At 72.8% G+C, this 16,800-nt stretch carries 15 protein-coding genes, 1 pseudogene and 1 riboswitch; of the genes and pseudogenes, 4 read left to right on the top strand and 12 right to left on the bottom strand.

All coding sequences use genetic code 11. The features are described 5' to 3' along the window. Positions 1-15 precede the first annotated feature (15 nt). The 3 genes from ACIQUT_RS27110 (at position 16) to ACIQUT_RS27100 (ending at position 2,861) form a co-directional block, all read left to right on the top strand. A complete protein-coding gene (locus ACIQUT_RS27110; RefSeq protein WP_403566418.1) occupies positions 16-762 on the top strand; it encodes an ABC transporter ATP-binding protein in 747 nt (248 codons plus the stop codon). Further along, positions 744-1,817, top strand: coding sequence for a hypothetical protein (locus tag ACIQUT_RS27105; protein ID WP_403566416.1), 1,074 nt, complete (start codon positions 744-746; stop codon positions 1,815-1,817). The genes ACIQUT_RS27110 and ACIQUT_RS27105 overlap by 19 nt, the downstream gene beginning before the upstream one ends. A 126-nt stretch (positions 1,818-1,943) precedes the next feature. Further along, entirely contained in the window at positions 1,944-2,861 is a 918-nt protein-coding gene (locus ACIQUT_RS27100) for a hypothetical protein (protein ID WP_403566415.1), read from the top strand. Positions 2,862-2,953: 92 nt separating this feature from the next. On the opposite strand, the gene ACIQUT_RS27095 is transcribed toward ACIQUT_RS27100, so the two are convergent. The 9 genes from ACIQUT_RS27095 to rpsB all read right to left on the bottom strand — a co-directional run bounded on the left by ACIQUT_RS27095 (position 2,954) and on the right by rpsB (position 13,025). Further along, positions 2,954-4,024 (bottom strand): ABC transporter ATP-binding protein, encoded by a 1,071-nt coding sequence (locus ACIQUT_RS27095; protein ID WP_403566413.1) that lies wholly within the window; start codon positions 4,022-4,024, stop codon positions 2,954-2,956. Next, on the bottom strand, positions 4,024-5,640 hold the full coding sequence (locus tag ACIQUT_RS27090) for an ABC transporter permease (protein ID WP_403566412.1): 1,617 nt from the start codon (positions 5,638-5,640) through the stop codon (positions 4,024-4,026). Before ACIQUT_RS27090 ends, ACIQUT_RS27095 begins: the two co-directional genes overlap by 1 nt. Positions 5,641-5,696: 56 nt before the next feature. After that, positions 5,697-6,800 (bottom strand): thiamine ABC transporter substrate binding subunit, encoded by a 1,104-nt coding sequence (locus ACIQUT_RS27085; protein WP_403566411.1) that lies wholly within the window; start codon positions 6,798-6,800, stop codon positions 5,697-5,699. 87 nt (positions 6,801-6,887) lie between these two features. Next, positions 6,888-6,996: riboswitch (TPP riboswitch) on the bottom strand. Positions 6,997-7,054: 58 nt separating this feature from the next. Next, positions 7,055-8,170 carry a 23S rRNA (adenine(2503)-C(2))-methyltransferase RlmN gene (gene rlmN / locus ACIQUT_RS27080; RefSeq protein WP_403566410.1) on the bottom strand — a complete coding sequence of 372 codons (1,116 nt, stop codon included), beginning with the start codon at positions 8,168-8,170 and terminating at the stop codon, positions 7,055-7,057. Between the two features lie 336 nt (positions 8,171-8,506). Continuing rightward, entirely contained in the window at positions 8,507-9,592 is a 1,086-nt protein-coding gene (locus tag ACIQUT_RS27075) for a phosphatidate cytidylyltransferase (protein ID WP_403566408.1), read from the bottom strand. Continuing rightward, positions 9,592-10,149 carry a ribosome recycling factor gene (gene frr / locus ACIQUT_RS27070; RefSeq protein WP_179175888.1) on the bottom strand — a complete coding sequence of 186 codons (558 nt, stop codon included), beginning with the start codon at positions 10,147-10,149 and terminating at the stop codon, positions 9,592-9,594. Before frr ends, ACIQUT_RS27075 begins: the two co-directional genes overlap by 1 nt. A gap of 85 nt (positions 10,150-10,234) precedes the next feature. Then, a complete protein-coding gene (gene pyrH, locus ACIQUT_RS27065; RefSeq protein ID WP_179175889.1) occupies positions 10,235-11,014 on the bottom strand; it encodes a UMP kinase in 780 nt (259 codons plus the stop codon). Between the two features lie 163 nt (positions 11,015-11,177). Further along, positions 11,178-12,014 (bottom strand): translation elongation factor Ts, encoded by an 837-nt coding sequence (gene tsf / locus ACIQUT_RS27060; protein WP_403566407.1) that lies wholly within the window; start codon positions 12,012-12,014, stop codon positions 11,178-11,180. Positions 12,015-12,149: 135 nt separating this feature from the next. After that, positions 12,150-13,025 (bottom strand): 30S ribosomal protein S2, encoded by an 876-nt coding sequence (rpsB, locus tag ACIQUT_RS27055; protein ID WP_403566405.1) that lies wholly within the window; start codon positions 13,023-13,025, stop codon positions 12,150-12,152. Here rpsB and ACIQUT_RS27050 point away from each other — a divergent pair. Then, positions 13,024-13,644, top strand: a pseudogene (locus tag ACIQUT_RS27050) (peptidoglycan DD-metalloendopeptidase family protein); the annotation flags it as partial. The gene rpsB and the pseudogene ACIQUT_RS27050 overlap by 2 nt on opposite strands. Positions 13,645-13,858: 214 nt before the next feature. Here ACIQUT_RS27050 and ACIQUT_RS27045 read toward each other — a convergent pair. From ACIQUT_RS27045 to dprA, 3 genes are all read right to left on the bottom strand, one after another. Further along, positions 13,859-14,416, bottom strand: a complete 558-nt coding sequence (locus ACIQUT_RS27045; RefSeq protein ID WP_403566521.1) for a TetR/AcrR family transcriptional regulator — start codon at positions 14,414-14,416, stop codon at positions 13,859-13,861. Between the two features lie 52 nt (positions 14,417-14,468). Next, a complete protein-coding gene (gene whiG / locus ACIQUT_RS27040; RefSeq protein ID WP_361095282.1) occupies positions 14,469-15,305 on the bottom strand; it encodes an RNA polymerase sigma factor WhiG in 837 nt (278 codons plus the stop codon). 248 nt (positions 15,306-15,553) lie between these two features. Beyond that, a complete protein-coding gene (dprA, locus tag ACIQUT_RS27035) occupies positions 15,554-16,720 on the bottom strand; it encodes a DNA-processing protein DprA (RefSeq protein WP_403566402.1) in 1,167 nt (388 codons plus the stop codon). Positions 16,721-16,800 lie beyond the last annotated feature (80 nt).

Here is a 16,800-nt window from a genome sequence, read left to right as displayed (position 1 = left end):
ACGGAGGTGTACGCCATGGTGGCTCCACCGGACAACGATGTGCTCTGGGCACGGTCCGTTCACTACTCCCACAACGGTTCACCCGGCATCATCGGGGTCTCGGTCGGCGTCCGCCAAGGCGAGGTCCTCGCCGTGACCGGCCCTCGCGGCAGCGGGAAGACCACCCTCCTGCACTGCCTCAGCGGCCGCCTCGTCCCCCGCGAGGGCGAGGTCTGGTTCAACAGCGTGCCCGTCCACACCATGCGCGCCCTCACCCGCGAACGGCTGCGCCGCGACCGGTTCGGCTGGATCGGCCCCGAGCCGGCCCTGCTGCCCGAGCTCACCGTCTGGGAGAACGCCGCCCTCCCCCTGCTGGTCTCCGGCGCCTCGCACCACACCGCCAAGCGGGCCGCCTGCGCCTGGCTGGAACGGCTCGACATCGCCGGCTCCGCCCACAAACGCCCCCGCGCCCTCGACCGCGCCGCGTCCCAGCGCGTCGCCCTGGCCCGCGCCCTGGTCAGCGAACCCGCCGTGATCTTCGCCGACGAGCCCACCGCGCCGCTGCACCGCTCCGAACGCTCCCTGCTCCTGCGCACCCTGACCACCGCGGCCCGGTCCCACGAGATCACCGTCGTGCTGGCCACCCACGACGAGGACACCGCGGCCGTCGCCGACCGCCGGTTCGCCCTCCTCGACGGCCGACCCGCCGCAGCGGCCGCCGGCCTGGCCGGCCCGTCCGGCGACACCCCGGAGGACCAGGCCGCGTGCTCGCTCTCCGCCTAGCCCGCGGCTCCCGCCCGCTCGTCCAGCTGCGCCGCCTGCTGGTCGCCGCCGCCTGCGCCGGCACCGGCTTCCTGCTGCTGTACGTGCTCGCCGGGGCCGTCGCCCGCCCCGCCGGATCGTTCCCGCGGCTGCTGTGGACGCTGATCCCGCTCGCCGCCACCGTCCACCTCGCCGTCGTCGTCGCCCGGACCGACCCCGCCACCCGGCCCCGCGCCGGGATGGACGCCGTCGGGCTGGGCCCCGTACGCCTCACCCTCGTCGCGGCCGTCTCCACCGCGATCTCCGGCACCCTGGGCAGCGCCCTCGCCCTGGCGGCCTTCCTCCACCTGCGCGGCGACCTGGGCGGACTCCCCTTCGACGGAGCCGGCGCCCGACTGCTCCACGCCGACCGGCCGCTGCCCGTCGCCGCCGCCCTGACCCTGCTGGCCGTCGTCCCGCTGACCGCCTCGGCCGCCACCGCCCTCGCCCTGCGCCCCCACACCCCGCCCTCCCCGCAGACCGGCCTGCCCTGGGGCATCGCCCTCACCGCCTGCGGACTCGCCGTCGAGGGGTACGCCGGCCGCGGCGGGGCCGTGCTGCCCGCCGGCTGGGTCCTCACCGCCCTCGGGCTCGCCCTCGCCGGCCCGGGCCTCGCCTACGCCTGCGGGACCCTCGTCCAGGCCGCCCGCCCGGGCGCACTCCGACTGCTCGCCGGCCGGGCCCTGCAGGAGGAGGCCCCCCGGATCGGCCGCCCGCTCGGCGTGCTCTGCGCGGTGGGGGCGGCCGCGCTCAGCACCGCGGCCCTGCCCGGCCCGGGCGGACTCGGCGCCCCGCTCGGCCCGCTGACCGGCCCGGCCTGCGCCCTCGTCGCCCTGTGCGCGGCCGCGACCCTGCTCGCCTCCGCCGTGGAGGTCCGCCAGAGCCGCTCCGCCGCCCGCGCCGCCCTGCTCGACCTCGGCACCCCCGGCGCCGTCCTGCGGACGGCCGCCGGCGTCCGGGCCGGCGCACTGCTCACGGTGTGCGTACCCGTCAGCTGGGGCGTGGCGCAGCTGACTTCGCTCGCGCTGGCCCGCTGACCCGCCGAACGCCGCAAGAAGCCGGGCTCGGGAGGCAACCTTCCGGGCCCGTTCTCACGTCTGGCAGTCGTACCCCGCACAAGCGGTACTTACGGCACAACCTGTCACACGTGAACGGAGCCACCGGTGCTCATAGGCCTGCTGACCGCGATAGCGGCATCCATCTGCTACGGCACGGGATCCGTCCTGCAAGCCGTCGGATCGCGCCGCGCCGCCCGGGCGAACCCGGCCGCCGCCGGGGTCACCGCGCACGGCGGCCCCAACCTGACGTCGACCGCGAAGGCGGCGATGACCTGGGAATTCATCGTCGGCACCATCCTGGACTTCGCGGGCTTCGGCCTGGGCGCCCTCGCCGCCCGGATGCTCCCCCTCTTCCTGTCCCAGACCGTCATCAGCGCCAACCTGGTGATCACGGCGATCCTGAGCGTGCGGATGCTCGGCCTCCGGCTGACCCGCAAGGAGTGGATCTCCATCGGCATCGTGTGCGCGGCACTCGTCCTGCTCGCCACGGCCGCCGGCCACGAGGGCGGCCACCACGCCCCGATGGCCACGCACTGGTGGCTGTTCGCCGTCACCGCACTGATCATCGTGGGCGGCACTGTCGCCGTACGCCTGCTCGGCGGCCGGGCCGCGATCCTCGCCGGCCTGCTGTCCGGCCTCGCCTTCGGCGCGCTCGGCGTCGGCGTCCGGATCCTGAACGGCATCGACCCCTTCGACCCGGTCGCCCTGCTCGGCGACCCGGCCCTGTACGCGATCGTGCTCGCCGGCGTCGGCGGCATGTACCTGCACACCGTGGCCCTGCAGATCGGCTCCGTGAACGGGGCGACCGCCGCGCTGGTGGTCGGCGAGACCGTGCTGCCCGGGGCGATCGGCGTGCTGTGGCTCGGCGACGCGTCCCGGCCGGGCCTGGCCTGGCTGGCCGTGCTGGGCTTCGTCCTCGCGGTGGCCGGCGCCGTGGCCGTCGCCTGGTACGGCAAGCACGACGGGGCCGACGCCCCGACCCCGGAACCGGCACGGGACCCGGAGCCGGCACAGCTGCGCTGAACGGGCCCGCGCCCCGCAAGGGGCGCGGGGAACTGCGCGACCAGCCCCCACCGACCCGCGGTTTCACGACCGGACTCGTGCAACGGCGGCGATCAGGGGGCCGGGAGGACGACCACCTCGTTCGGCGTGAACGCCACCGCCACCCGGTCCCCCACCGCCGGGGCTGCCGCCAGCCCGCACTCGGCCTCCAGCTCCGGACCGGCCTCGGGGCGCAGCCGCAGCGCCACGTGCGTGCCGCGGAAGGTACGGGACACCACCGCGCAGCCGAGGCCGGCGGCCGCGAGGACCACGCCCGCCGGCCGGATCAGCACCCGCTGCTCCCCCTCCGGGGAGCCCTCCGGCACCGGGACCTTGCCCCAGGCGGTCGCCGCGGCGCCGCCCGACACCGTCGCCGGGACGACGTTCTCGAAGCCGAGGAACCGCGCCACGAACTCGGAGGCCGGCCGCTGCCACACCTCCAGCGGGGTCCCGGCCTGCGCGATCCGGCCCTCGCTCATCACCACGACCCGGTCGGCCAGGGCGAAGGCCTCCCCCTGGTCGTGGGTGACGGCCAGCACGGTGGTGCCCAGCCGGGAGAACAGCCCGCGCAGCTCCACCACCAGGCGCTCGCGCAGCCCGCGGTCCAGCTGGCCCAGCGGCTCGTCCAGCATCAGCAGCCGCGGCGACGGGGCCAGCGCCCGGGCCAGCGCGACCCGCTGCTGCTCGCCGCCCGACAGGGAGGACACCGAGCGCTGCCGGGCCCCGGGGAGTCCGACCAGCTCCAGCAGCTCCGCGACCCGGTCCTCCGCGGGGCCGCGCGCTCCGCGGCGCAGGCCGCGCAGGCCGCGCGGTCCGCGCAGTACGCCCGCAGCCCCCTGCATGCGCAGGCCGAACGCCACGTTCTCGCCGACGTCGCGGTGCGGGAACAGCTGGTGGTCCTGGAACATCAGCCCGACCCCCCGCCGGTGCACGGGCACCCGCGCCTGGTCGGCGCCGCCCAGCAGGACCCGGCCGGCCGAGACGGGCTGGAGCCCGGCGACGACCCGCAGCAGCGTGGACTTCCCGCTGCCGCTGGGCCCCAGTACGCAGACGATCTCGTGCTCGGCGACCCGGAGGTCCACCCGGTCGACGACGGCGCGCTCGCCGAAGCGGACCGAGACCCCGGCCAGTTCGAGCAACGTCATCAGAACTCTCCCGAGGTCTTGTCGGGCCGCAGCCGCTCCAGCACCAGCAGGGCGGCCGCGCACACCAGCATCAGAATCGTGCTCAGGGCCATCGCCTGCCCGTAGTTCAGCTCCCCGGCCCGCCCGAGCAGCCGGGCCACGGCCACCGGCAGCGTCGGCCGGTCGGGCCGCGCGATGAAGACGGTCGCCCCGAACTCCCCCAGCGACACGGCGAAGGCGAACCCGGCCGCGATCAGCAGCGCCCGCCGCACCAGCGGCAGGTCCACCTCCCGCCAGGCCCGCAGCGGGGACGCGCCCAGCACGGCGGCCGCCTCCCGGAGCCGGCTGTCCACGGCCCGCAGGACCGGCAGCATGGTCCGTACGACGAAGGGCACGCCGACCAGCGCCTGCGCCAGCGGCACCAGGATCCACGAGGTCCGGAGGTCCAGCGGCGGCTCGTCCAGGGTGATCAGGAACCCGAAGCCCACGGTCACCGCGGACACCCCGAGCGGCAGCATCAGCAGCGCGTCGAAGCCGCGGACGAAGGGGCCCGCCTTCCGGGTCAGCGCGGCGGCCGCGAGCCCGCCGACCACGAGGGCGATGCCGGTGGCGGCCAGCGCGTACTGCAGGGAGTTCCAGACGGCCTCCAGCGGCGGCACCAGAAACGTTCCGCCGCCCGAGCCCGCGCTCTGCAGTGCCCGGTAGAAGCCCAGCCCGTACCCGCCGGAGGCGTCGAGGGAGCGCTCCACCAGCACGCCCAGCGGCAGCACGATCAGCACGGCCACCGTCAGCAGCACCCCGCCCAGCAGGGCCCGCTGCGCGAACCCGCGCGGCCGGTGCGCGGTCCGCACCGGGTCCACCAGCCGCAGCGCGGTCTCGCGCCGGCGCACGGTCCGGGCGTGCACGGCGAGGATCAGGGCGACGGCGGCGAACTGGACCATCGTCAGGACGGCGGCTGTGGACAGGTCCAGCAGCTGCGCGGTCTGCCGGTAGACCTCCACCTCCAGCGTGGCGTACGAAGGCCCGCCGAGGATCTGCACGACGCCGAACGAGGTGAACGTGAACAGGAAGACCATCAGCGCGGCCGCGGCCACCGCCGGGACCAGCGCGGGCAGCGTCACCCGCCGCCAGGCGGCGAACCGTCCGGCGCCCAGCACCCGGGCGGCTTCCTCCTGGCGGGGGTCCAGCTGCGCCCACAGCCCGCCGACGGTGCGGACGACCACGGCGTAGTTGAAGAAGACGTGCGCGAGCAGGATCGCCCACACCGTGGTGTCCAGCCGTACGCCCCACAGCTCCTCCAGCAGCCCGCCCCGCCCGACCAGCGCCAGGAAGGCGGTGCCGACGACCACGGTGGGCAGCACGAAGGGGACGGTGACCACGGCCCGCAGCAGCTGCTTGCCGGGGAATTCCAGCCGTGCGAAGACGTACGCGGCGGGCAGCGCGATCAGCAGGGTGAGCAGCGTGGAGGCGACCGCCTGCCAGGCGGTGAACCACAGCACCCCGGCGATGTCGGCCCGGGTCAGCACCTCGCCGATGCGGCCGAACTGCCAGCCGGCGTCGGTCCTGACCCCGCGGCCGACGATCGCGGTGACGGGGTAGGCGAAGAACAGTGCGAAGAAGGCCAGCGGCACGGCCATCAGGGCCAACCTGACGGCCGCACCGCGTGCCGCCGTGCCCGCTGTCCTGCCGGGGGCTACTTCACGACGAGCGAGGACCATGTCTTGACCCACTGCTCACGGTTCTTGGCGATGTTCTCGGGAGCCACGGTCTCGGGCTTCTCGACGACCACGCCGTGCTTCGTGAACAGCTCCGGCAGCGCGGCGTCCGTGACCACCGGGTTCACGAACATCTGGAGCGGCATGTCCTCCTGGAACTTCTTGCCGATCATGAAGTCGATCAGCGCCTTGCCGCCCTCCTCGTTCTTCGCGCCCTTGAGCAGGCCGGCGAACTCGACCTGGCGGAAGCAGGTGCCGGTGGCGACGCCCGTGGGGGCCTCGGCCGGCTTCGGGTCGGCGTACAGGACCTCGACCGGCGGGCTGGAGGCGTACGAGACCACCAGCGGGCGGTCGGCCTTGGCCTTCTTGCCGCCCGCGGAGCCGGAGAAGCGCTCGTTGTAGGCCTGCTCCCAGCCGTCGACGACCTCGACGCCGTTGGCCTTGAGCTTGCTCCAGTAGTCCTTCCAGCCGTCCTCGCCGTACTTGCCGACGGTGGCCAGCAGGAAGCCCAGGCCCGGGGAGGAGGTGGCCGCGTTCTCGGTGACCAGCAGGTTCTTGTACTCGGGCTTGAGCAGGTCGTCGAGCGTCTGCGGCGGGGCGATCTTCTTGTCGGCGAAGTACGCCCTGTCGTAGTTGACGCAGATGTCGCCGGAGTCCACGGGCGTGACCCGGTGCTGCTTGTCGAGGACGTACTCGGGCTTCACGCCGGCCAGGCCCTTGGCCTCGTGCGGGGTGAAGATGCCGTTGTCCAGGGCGCGCGAGAGGAGCGTGTTGTCCACACCGAAGAACACGTCGCCGCGCGGGGAGCCCTTGGTGAGGATCTCCTGGTTGAGGGCGGCGCCCGCGTCCCCGGACTTGAGGACCTTGACGGTGTAGCCGCTCTGCTGCTCGAACTCCTTCAGGACCGTTTCGGTCACGTTGAAGGAGTCGTGGGAGACGAGGGTGACCGTCTTGGACTTCGGCGACCCGCCGGCGCTGCCCTCGGGCTTGTCCTGCCCGCCGTCGCCGCCGCAGGCGCTGAGCGTGGTGACGCCGAGGGCGGCCGCGAGGGCAGCTCCCGCGATCTTCCTGGTGGTGCTCACTGGTGTATTCCTCCTGGGATGACCAGGAGAAGACGCGGCCCTGCCCCGGCGCTCTGTCGGAGCGGGCGCCGGGGCAGGGCGCAACAGCTTGAGTGGTGACCGAACTTCCTACCCCGCATGACCGGGGCGAGGTTCAGAGGGTCTGCGGCTGACGGTGCCGCACTCTCAGCGCTGTGGCGCTCCCCTGTCGGAATATGCAATTGGTTCGGCCACAGGGTACCCCGTGGCCGAACCGGCACCGCGAGAAGCGGAAGCTACCGCTCCGCAGCGGCCAGCTGGCCGCACGCACCGTCGATCTCCTGACCGCGGGTGTCACGCACGGTCACGGGCACACCGTGCCGGGCGATGGCCTCGACGAAGGCCCGCTCGTCCTCGGGGCGCGAGGCGGTCCACTTCGAACCCGGCGTCGGGTTCAGCGGGATCAGGTTGACGTGGACGCGCTTGCCCTTGAGGAGCCGGCCCAGGAGGTCGCCGCGCCAGGCCTGGTCGTTGATGTCGCGGATCAGGGCGTACTCGATGGAGACCCGGCGGCCGGACTTCTCGGCGTACTCCCAGGCCGCGTCGAGGACCTCGCGGACCTGCCAGCGGGTGTTCACCGGCACGAGGGTGTCGCGCAGCTCGTCGTCGGGGGCGTGCAGCGAGACGGCGAGGCGGCACTTGAAGCCCTCGTCGGCGAACCGCAGCATCGCCGGGACCAGGCCGACGGTGGAGACGGTGATGCCGCGCTGGGACAGGCCCAGGCCGTCGGGCTCGGGGTCGGTGAGGCGGCGGATGGCGCCGACGACCCGGTTGTAGTTGGCCAGCGGCTCGCCCATGCCCATGAAGACGATGTTCGACAGCCGGGCCGGGCCGCCGGGGACCTCGCCGTCGCGCAGGGCGCGCATGCCGTCGACGATCTGGTGCACGATCTCCGCGGTCGACAGGTTGCGGTCCAGGCCGGCCTGGCCGGTGGCGCAGAACGGGCAGTTCATGCCGCAGCCCGCCTGCGAGGAGATGCACATGGTGACCCGGTCCGGGTAGCGCATCAGCACGGACTCGACGAGCGTGCCGTCGTGCAGCCGCCACAGGGTCTTGCGGGTGGTGTCGTCGTCGCAGGAGATGTGCCGTACGACGCGCATCAGGTCCGGCAGCAGCTCCTCGCGGAGCTTCTCGCGGGAGGACGCCGGGATGTCGGTCCACTCCGCCGGGTCGTGGGCGTAGCGCGCGAAGTAGTGCTGCGAGAGCTGCTTGGCCCGGAACGGCTTCTCGCCGATCGCGGCGACCGCCTCGCGCCGCTCGGCCGGCGACAGGTCGGCGAGGTGCCGCGGCGGCTTCTTCGCCCCCTTCGGCGCGACGAAGGTGAGCTCTCCCGGAGCGGGGCGGGGTGCCATGATCGGTCCTTCCTCAGGCGACGAGGTCCGACGGGCTCCGCACGTGCGGAGCGATGGCGATGGCGCGGTCCGCGCCCGGAGACCTCACGAGATGCATCCCCGCGATCACGGGGAAAGGGCGCACCACGGAAATGGTGCGCCCTTCAGGATAACCCGGTCGGATCGGCCGCTGCCGACGATCCCGCGGCCGGTGCCCCGGCCCGTCCCGGCGGTCAGCCCGTGCCGACGAACAGCGCCAGCAGCAACCACACCACCGGGGCGGTCGGCAGCAAGGAGTCCAGCCGGTCCATACTGCGTCCGATATGCGGCTCCGCCGCGTGGCTCCGTGGCGCGGGCTCAGCCCGTGCCGACGAACAGCGCCAGCAGCAACCACACCACCGGGGCGGTCGGCAGCAAGGAGTCCAGCCGGTCCATGATGCCGCCGTGGCCCGGGAGCAGGGTGCCCATGTCCTTGATGCCCAGGTCCCGTTTGATCATCGACTCGCCGAGGTCGCCCAGCGTGGCGCTGACCGCGACCGCGAGGCCGAGGATCAGGCCCTGCCACCAGGCCCCGCCGTCGACCAGGAACTCCATGCACAGCGCGCCGGCCCCCATCGAGAAGGCCACCGCGCCGAGGAGCCCCTCGCGGGTCTTCCCCGGGCTGATGCGCGGCGCGAGCTTGGTCTTGCCGAAGCGCCAGCCCACGGCGTAGGCGCCGGTGTCGCTGACCACCGTCAGGGCCAGGAAGGTCATCACCCGCTGCGGGCCGTCGTCCGCCGTGAGCAGCATCGCCACGAAGGTCGCCAGGAACGGCACGTAGAACGCCGCGAAGACACCCGCCGTGACGTCCTTGAGGTAGTCCTCGGGCGGTTCGGTCATCCGCCAGACCAGGACCGCCAGCGCGGTCAGGGCCATGGCCACCCAGGCGCCCTCGGCACCCCTCACGTACCCGGCGATGACCATGGCGGCACCGCCGATCGCGAGCGGGACGAGCGGCGCCTTGATGCCCTTCTTCTCCTGGAGCCGGGAGGTGAGCTCCCACAGGCCGACGACGACCGCGACGACGATGACGCCGACGAAGACCGCCTTCACGATGAAGAGCGAAGCGAAGATCACCGCACCGAGGCCGACACCGACCCCTATGGCGGCACGCAGGTCTCGCCCGGCCCGCTTCTTCTGCTTCCTCTGCGGTGGGGGCGAGGAGTCCTGCGGTGCCTGCGAAGGCGGAGGCGGGGGGCTGGGCATGGGCTCCTGCGGCGGCATCTCGGTGCGGAACGGGGGGCCGCCGTCAGCGGCAGCCCCCCGATCGCGTGCTTCCCGGTCGTCGAAGTCACGGCCGGCGGCATCGGGCACGATGGGCATGGGCCGAGTGTGCGGTCCCACCAGCGCATCGTATGCGGGACCCGCCGGAACCGGCTCCGTGGCCCAGGGAGAGTCGTTCATCAGACCTCGAGCAGCTCGGCTTCCTTGTGCTTGAGCAGCTCGTCCACCTGCGCGACGTACTTCGCGGTGGTGTCGTCGAGCTCCTTCTCGGCGCGGCGCACCTCGTCCTCGCCCGTCTCCTTGTCCTTGACGAGCTTGTCGAGGGCGTCCTTGGCCTTGCGGCGGACGGAGCGGATGGAGACCTTGGAGTCCTCGGCCTTGCCGCGCGCGACCTTGATGTACTCCTTGCGGCGCTCCTCGGTGAGCTCGGGGAAGGTCACCCGGATGATGTTGCCGTCGTTGCTCGGGTTGACGCCCAGGTCGGAGTCGCGGATGGCCTGCTCGATGTTGCGCAGGGCGCTCTTGTCGAACGGGGTCACGACGGCCATGCGCGGCTCGGGCACCGAGAAGGACGCGAGCTGGTTGATGGGCGTCAGGGCGCCGTAGTAGTCCGCCACGATCTTGTTGAACATCGCCGGGTGCGCACGGCCCGTGCGGATCGCGGCGAAGTCCTCCTTGGCGACGACAACGGCCTTCTCCATCTTCTCCTCGGCCTCGAGGAGGATTTCTTCGATCACCACGTGCTCCTGCATGTCTTGAATGGATGGTTCAGGCGGGCGGTGCGGGCCGGGCCCCGCGGGACCCGGTCCGGCTGCGGACCGCTCAGGCCCGGGTTCCCTGGTCACTCACGAGCGTGCCGATCTTCTCACCCTTGACGGCGCGGGCGATATTGCCCTCGGCAAGCAGTTCGAACACCAGGATCGGCAGCTTGTTGTCGCGGCACAGCGTGATGGCGGTGGCGTCGGCGACCTTGAGGTCGCGGGACAGCACCTCGCCGTACTCCAGCGCGTCGAACTTCACCGCGTCGGGGTTCTTCTTGGGGTCGGAGTCGTAGACCCCGTCGACGCCGTTCTTGCCCATGAGCAGGGCCTCGGCGTCGATTTCCAGGGCGCGCTGAGCGGCCGTGGTGTCGGTGGAGAAGTACGGCATGCCCATACCCGCGCCGAAGATCACGACGCGGCCCTTCTCCAGGTGCCGTACGGCCCGCAGCGGAATGTACGGCTCGGCGACCTGGCCCATGGTGATCGCCGTCTGCACGCGGGAGTCGATGCCTTCCTTCTCCAGGAAGTCCTGGAGGGCGAGGCAGTTCATGACGGTGCCGAGCATGCCCATGTAGTCGGACCGGGCGCGGTCCATGCCGCGCTGCTGGAGTTCGGCGCCTCGGAAGAAGTTGCCGCCGCCGATCACGACGGCGATCTCCGCGCCGTCCCGGACCACCGCGCCGATCTCGCGCGCGATGGCATGGACGACGTCGGGGTCGACGCCCAGTCCGCCGCCACCGGAGAAGGCTTCGCCGGACAGCTTCAGCATGAAGCGGCGGCCCTTCTTCCCGTGGTCGCTCTTGTCGTCGGAAGCGTTGTGGGGGTCCACGCCCTGATTCATGGAGATCTCCTCGTGCACATACGAAGAAGGCCATTGCCGGTGGGTCCTCGCGGTTCCCTCTACGGCAATGGCCTCCTCGTCAGATCTGCGGTCGTTCCGCGCGTACGCGGACGACTGCCTCAGACCCTACCGGGGTCCGGTGTCCGTCGTTGTACGGACGGACTCAGATGCCGACCTTGATGCGCGCGAAGCGCTTCAGGGTGACACCGGCCTCGTCCAGAACCTTCTGGACGGACTTCTTGTTGTCCAGCGCGTACGGCTGGCCGAGGAGGGTGGCCTCCTTGAAGAAGCCGTTGACGCGACCCTCGACGATCTTCGCGATGGCAGCCTCGGGCTTGCCCTCCGCGCGGGTGACCTCTTCGGCGATGCGGCGCTCGGACTCGACCTTCTCGGCCGGGACGTCCTCGGCGGACAGCCACTGCGGGGCGAACGCGGCGATGTGCTGCGCGACACCGCGGGCGACGTCGGCGTTCTCCTTGTCCAGCTCGACCAGGACGCCGATCTGGAACGGCAGGTCGGGCATGGTGCGGTGCATGTAGGAGGTCACGAAACCGCCGGTGAACTGCGCGAAGCGGTCCAGGACGATCTTCTCGCCGAGGTTGGCGTTGGCCTCGTCGACGAAGGCGGTGACGGTCTTGCCGGGCTCGATCTCGGACGCGAGCAGCGCCTCGATGTCGGCCGGGGAGGTGGCGGCGACGTGCGCGGCCAGCTGGTTGGCGACGGCCAGGAACTTCTCGCCCTTGGCGACGAAGTCGGTCTCGCACTTCAGCTCGACGATGACACCGGAGGTGTTGTCGTCGGCGATGAGGGAGACGACGGCACCGTTCTCGGCAGAACGGCCCTCGCGCTTGGCGACGCCCTTCTGACCCTTGATGCGGAGGGCCTCCTGGGCCTTCTCGACGTCACCGTCGGCCTCGACGAGCGCGTTCTTGCAGTCCAGCATGCCGGCGCCGGTGAGCTCGCGGAGCTTCTTGACGTCAGCGGCGGTGTAGTTCGCCATGAGTCTGTGATTCTCTCTCGAAGTCGTAGATCTACGGGTGAACGGCGGAGGTGCCGCGCTCGTGGCGCGGCTCCCCCGCCGTCATCGTCCGTCCTGCGAGTGCCCGGAGCGTGAACTCCGGGCGCCCTCAGCGGGTCAGGCCTGCTCGGCGTCGGCGGCCGGAGCAGCCTCGGCGGCCGGAGCGGCCTCGGCGGCCGGGGCAGCCTCGGCGGCCGGAGCGGCCTCGGCCTTCTTCTCGCCCTCGAGCAGGTCGCGCTCCCACTCGGCGAGCGGCTCGCCGGCGGCCTTGTCGCCCGGCTTCGAGTCACCGGTCGCAGCGCCGGAGCGGGCGATGAGGCCCTCGGCGACAGCGTCGGCGATCACACGGGTGAGCAGGGTGACGGAGCGGATCGCGTCGTCGTTGCCCGGAATCTTGTAGTCGACCTCGTCGGGGTCGCAGTTGGTGTCGAGGATCGCGACGACCGGGATGTTCAGCTTGCGAGCCTCGCCGACGGCGATGTGCTCCTTCTTGGTGTCGACGATCCAGACGGCGCTCGGCACCTTCTGCATCTCGCGGATACCACCGAGGGTCTTCTCCAGCTTGGCCTTCTCGCGGGAGAGGACCAGGAGCTCCTTCTTGGTGAGACCCGAGGCGGCGACGTCCTCGAAGTCGATCGCCTCGAGCTCCTTCAGGCGCTGCAGGCGCTTGTAGACGGTCGAGAAGTTGGTGAGCATGCCACCCAGCCAGCGCTGGTTGACGTACGGCATGCCGACGCGCGTCGCCTGCTCGGCGATGGCCTCCTGGGCCTGCTTCTTCGTACCGACGAACATGATGGAGCCGCCGTGCGCGACGGTCTCCTTGACGAACTCGTAGGCGCGGTCGATGTACGACAGCGACTGGAGCAGGTCGATGATGTAGATGCCGTTGCGCTCGGTGAAGATGAAGCGCTTCATCTTCGGGTTCCAGCGACGGGTCTGGTGACCGAAGTGGACGCCGCTCTCCAGCAGCTCCCGCATCGTTACGACGGCCATGGCCATCTCCTTGGTTTCTCGGTTTGGTCCTGACACCCCACCGCGTCCTGCCCCCGGAAAAGGGACCGAGAGACGCTGCCACACGGCCTGGTTCGGCCGGCGCTGGGGCGCGCGAAGTCGACCCGGTGACCCGGATCGCCGTAAGAAGTGTACGGGACCGGGCGGTATGCCAGGTGACGCCGCTGTCCACACGCGGCCTCCCGTCCACAGGCTCCGCCGTGTCCTGCGGGCGGTGCGGGACGCTGCCGGCATGACGACTCTCCTGCTCGCACTGCTGCTGGCGGTGGCCCGGACGGGCGCCCCGCCCGCCGGGGACGCCCTGCCCGCGGCTCTCCGGCCGCTGCCGGCGCCGCTCGCGGTGGTCCGCTGGTTCGATCCGCCGCCGACGCCGTACGCGGCGGGCCACCGCGGGGTGGACCTCGCCGCCCCGGCGGGGGCGCGGGTGCGGGCCGTGGGGCCCGGCCGGGTCCACTTCGCGGGCCCGGTGGCCGGGCGCGGCGTGCTGTCCCTGACCCTGCCGGGCGGCCTGCGCACCACGTACGAGCCGGTCCGCCCGCTCGTCGCCGAGGGGGAGCCGGTCGCCGCGGGCCAGGTCGTGGCGGTCCTGACGGAAGGGGGCCACTGCGCACGCCCCTGCCTGCACTGGGGCCTGCTGTCGGGCGAGACCTACCTCAACCCGCTGTCGCTGCTGCCGCGCCCCACGCCGCGGCTGCTGCCGGCGGCGGACCCGGCCGACGGCCCGCCCCGGGCGGCACCGGCGGCAGGGAGGACGGGGAAGGCGGGGACGGTGGGGACGGTGGGGAAGGCGGGGACGGTGGGGCGGGGGCCGCGGGTCAGCCGTGCACGCCCCGGAGGGCCATCGCGACCGCGGTCTCCGTCACCACGGCCGGATCCTCGGCGGCACCGAGCTCGATGCGCCGCACCGCCGCGTCGACCACGCCCTGGAGCAGTATGGCCGCCAGCTTGGGCTGCTCCTGGCCCAGGGCGGAGAGGGCCTCCACGATCATCGCCACGAGTCCGCCGTGCGCGGCGCGGATCTTCTCGCGGGCCCCGGCGTCCAGCTCGCTCGCCGAGATCGCGACCACGGCCCGGTGCCGGCGGTCGCCGACCAGGCCCAGCTGGCTGCGCACGTACGCCTCGATCTTCGCCTCGGGGGTCGCCGCCTGCTCCATGGCGGTCTCGATCTCGGCGGCCCACACGGGGAAGTCCACCGCGCACAGCTCTTCGACCACGGCGGCGCGGGACCGGAAGTACTCGTAGACGGAGGACCGGGCGAGCCCGGTGCGCTGTGCCAGGGCGGGGAAGGTCAGCGCCTCCGTCCCGCCCTCGGACAGCAGGGTGCGCGCCGCGTCCAGCAGGGCGCGGCGCTGCATCGACCGGTGCTCGGCCACGGAGGCCGCTCGAATCCTGGGCACGCGTCCACTGTACGGAGATCCGGGGGACTCAGCGCCCTACATCCGCAAGCTTTGCGCGGAGTTGCAGAACCGACTTGGTGTGGATCTGGCTGACCCGGCTCTCGGTCACCCCGAGCACGTTGCCGATCTCGGCGAGTGTGAGGCCCTCGTAGTAGTAGAGGGTCACCACGGTCTTCTCGCGCTCGGGCAGCGTGTTGATGGCGCGGGCCAGGAGCCTGCGCAGCTCGCGGTCCTCGGCGACCTCCACCGGGTCGTCGGCGGCGGTGTCCTCCAGGGTGTCCATCAGGGAGAGGCGGTCGCCGCCCTCCCCGCCGACGTGCAGCAGCTCCTCCAGGGCGACCACGTTCGCCAGCGACAACTGGCTGAAGACCGTGTGGAGTTCCTCCACCGCGATCCCCATCTCGCCGGCGACCTCCTGCTCGGTCGGGGTGCGGCGCAGCTGGGCCTCCAGGGTGGCGTAGGCCCGCTCGACCGCCCGCGCCTTCTGCCGTACGGAGCGCGGGATCCAGTCCAGCGCCCGCAGCTCGTCGATCATCGCGCCGCGGATCCGGGTGATCGCGTACGTCTCGAACTTGATGGAGCGGTCGAGGTCGAACTTCTCGATGGCGTCGATCAGCCCGAAGACCCCGGAGGAGACGAAGTCGGCCTGCTCCACGTTGGGCGGCAGTCCGACGCTGACCCGGCCGGCGACGTACTTCACCAGCGGCGAGTAGTGCAGGATCAGCTGCTCCCTCAGGCGTTCGTCACCCGTCTCCTTGTACGAGCGCCACAGCGCGTCCAGGGACGAGGGCGCGGTGGCCCGCACGCTGCCGCGGGCAGCGGGGGGCGCGGCGGCGCGGTCGGACCCTGAGATGTGCTGGGGCATGCTTCGCCTTTGCCGGAGCGGGATTCCTTGGGAGCGTAGCGTGACGAGATTGTCGCGGTGCGCGAAGAGTACGGGATCGTATGAGGCCCCAGGCGCGCCCCGGCTCACACGGGCGACCCGGGACCGGCGCCTGGCGCTCGGTCCCGGCGGCTGCCGACGGAAGGACCGCGTCTTTCATCGGCTTCACTCTTTCACCGGAACGCCCCAGGTCAGCGAACGCCTCGCCGGGTGCCACCGGTTCGTGTGGCTCATCGGCGTGTCTGCGGCGTCAACCGCCAGCCGTCGCCCAGCCGTTCGACGAACCCCAGAGAGTGAAGTTCGTACAGTCTGCCGATGACTTCATCGGTTCCGGTGCCCGCGGCGAGGGCGAGCTCCTCCACCTGCGCGGTGCGGCCGGCCGGGAGTGCTTCGAGCACCCGGGCGGTGTCCGGGTGCAGCAGGTCCCGGGGCATGACGGGGCCGCGCCGCTCGGGGGCGAGCTCCCCCATCCCGCCGACCAGTTCGACGACCTCCGCGGCGTCGGTGACGAGCACGGCCTCGCCGCGCAGCAGTTCGTGCACCCCGGCCGAGAGCCCGCTGGTCGCGGGGCCGGGGACGCCCATGGTGAACCGCCCCAGCTCGCGGGCCCGCCGCGCGGTGACCAGGGAGCCGCTGCGGTAGGCGGCCTCGACCACGACGGTGCCCCGGGTGAGGGCCGCGATGACCCGGTTGCGCAGCACGAACCGGGCGGGCGTCGGGTGGCTGCCGGGCGGCAGCTCCCCCAGCACCAGCCCCTGGCCGGCGATGGCCCCGAGCAGCCCGGCGTGTCCGCGGGGGTAGGCGACGTCCACCCCGCAGGCCAGCACCGCGGCCGTGGCGCCGCCGCTGCCGAGGGCTCCGCGGTGGGCCGCGCCGTCGATCCCGTACGCGGCCCCGGACACCACGACCCAGCCCCGCTCGGCGAGCCCGGCGGCCAGGGTGTGGGCCATGTGCGCGCCGTACGGGGTGCAGGCGCGGGCGCCGACCAGGGCGACCGAGCGCAGCGCCCAGGTCCGCAGGTCGGGGGTGCCCCGCACCCACAGGCCGACGGGCCGGGCGTCGCCGAGGTCGTCGAGCTGGGTCGGCCACTGGGCCGACCCGGGGCAGATGAACCGGCAGCCCGCCCCGGCGGCGGCCGCGAGGTCCCGCCGGGGGTCGGCGAGTCCGGCCCGTCGGCGGTATCCGGCAAGCCGCCGTCGCCCCGCTCCGCCGAGTGCCTCCGGCTCCGGGTCGGGGCCGGTCAGCAGCCGTATCAGCCCGACGGCTCCGTGCTCGCGCAGCCAGCGCCCGGCGTACTCGTCCCCGGGCTCCAGCACCCGCGTCAGCGCGGCCCGGGCCAGCACCTCGCCCCCAGGCTCCTCCCCCGCGCCCCACACCCCCACCTCCGACGCCGGCACCCGCCCCGGGGCCTGTCCTCGCCCCGAGGCCGGGGCCGGGGCTGGGGCTGGGCCCTGGGCCGGGGCTGGGTCCTGAGCCG

This window comes from Streptomyces sp. NPDC090445 (assembly GCF_044769385.1).
In the GTDB taxonomy this organism is placed as follows: domain Bacteria; phylum Actinomycetota; class Actinomycetes; order Streptomycetales; family Streptomycetaceae; genus Streptomyces.
The sequence above is the reverse complement of the archived record's forward strand: the minus strand, read 5'-3'. Positions and strand labels throughout refer to the sequence as shown.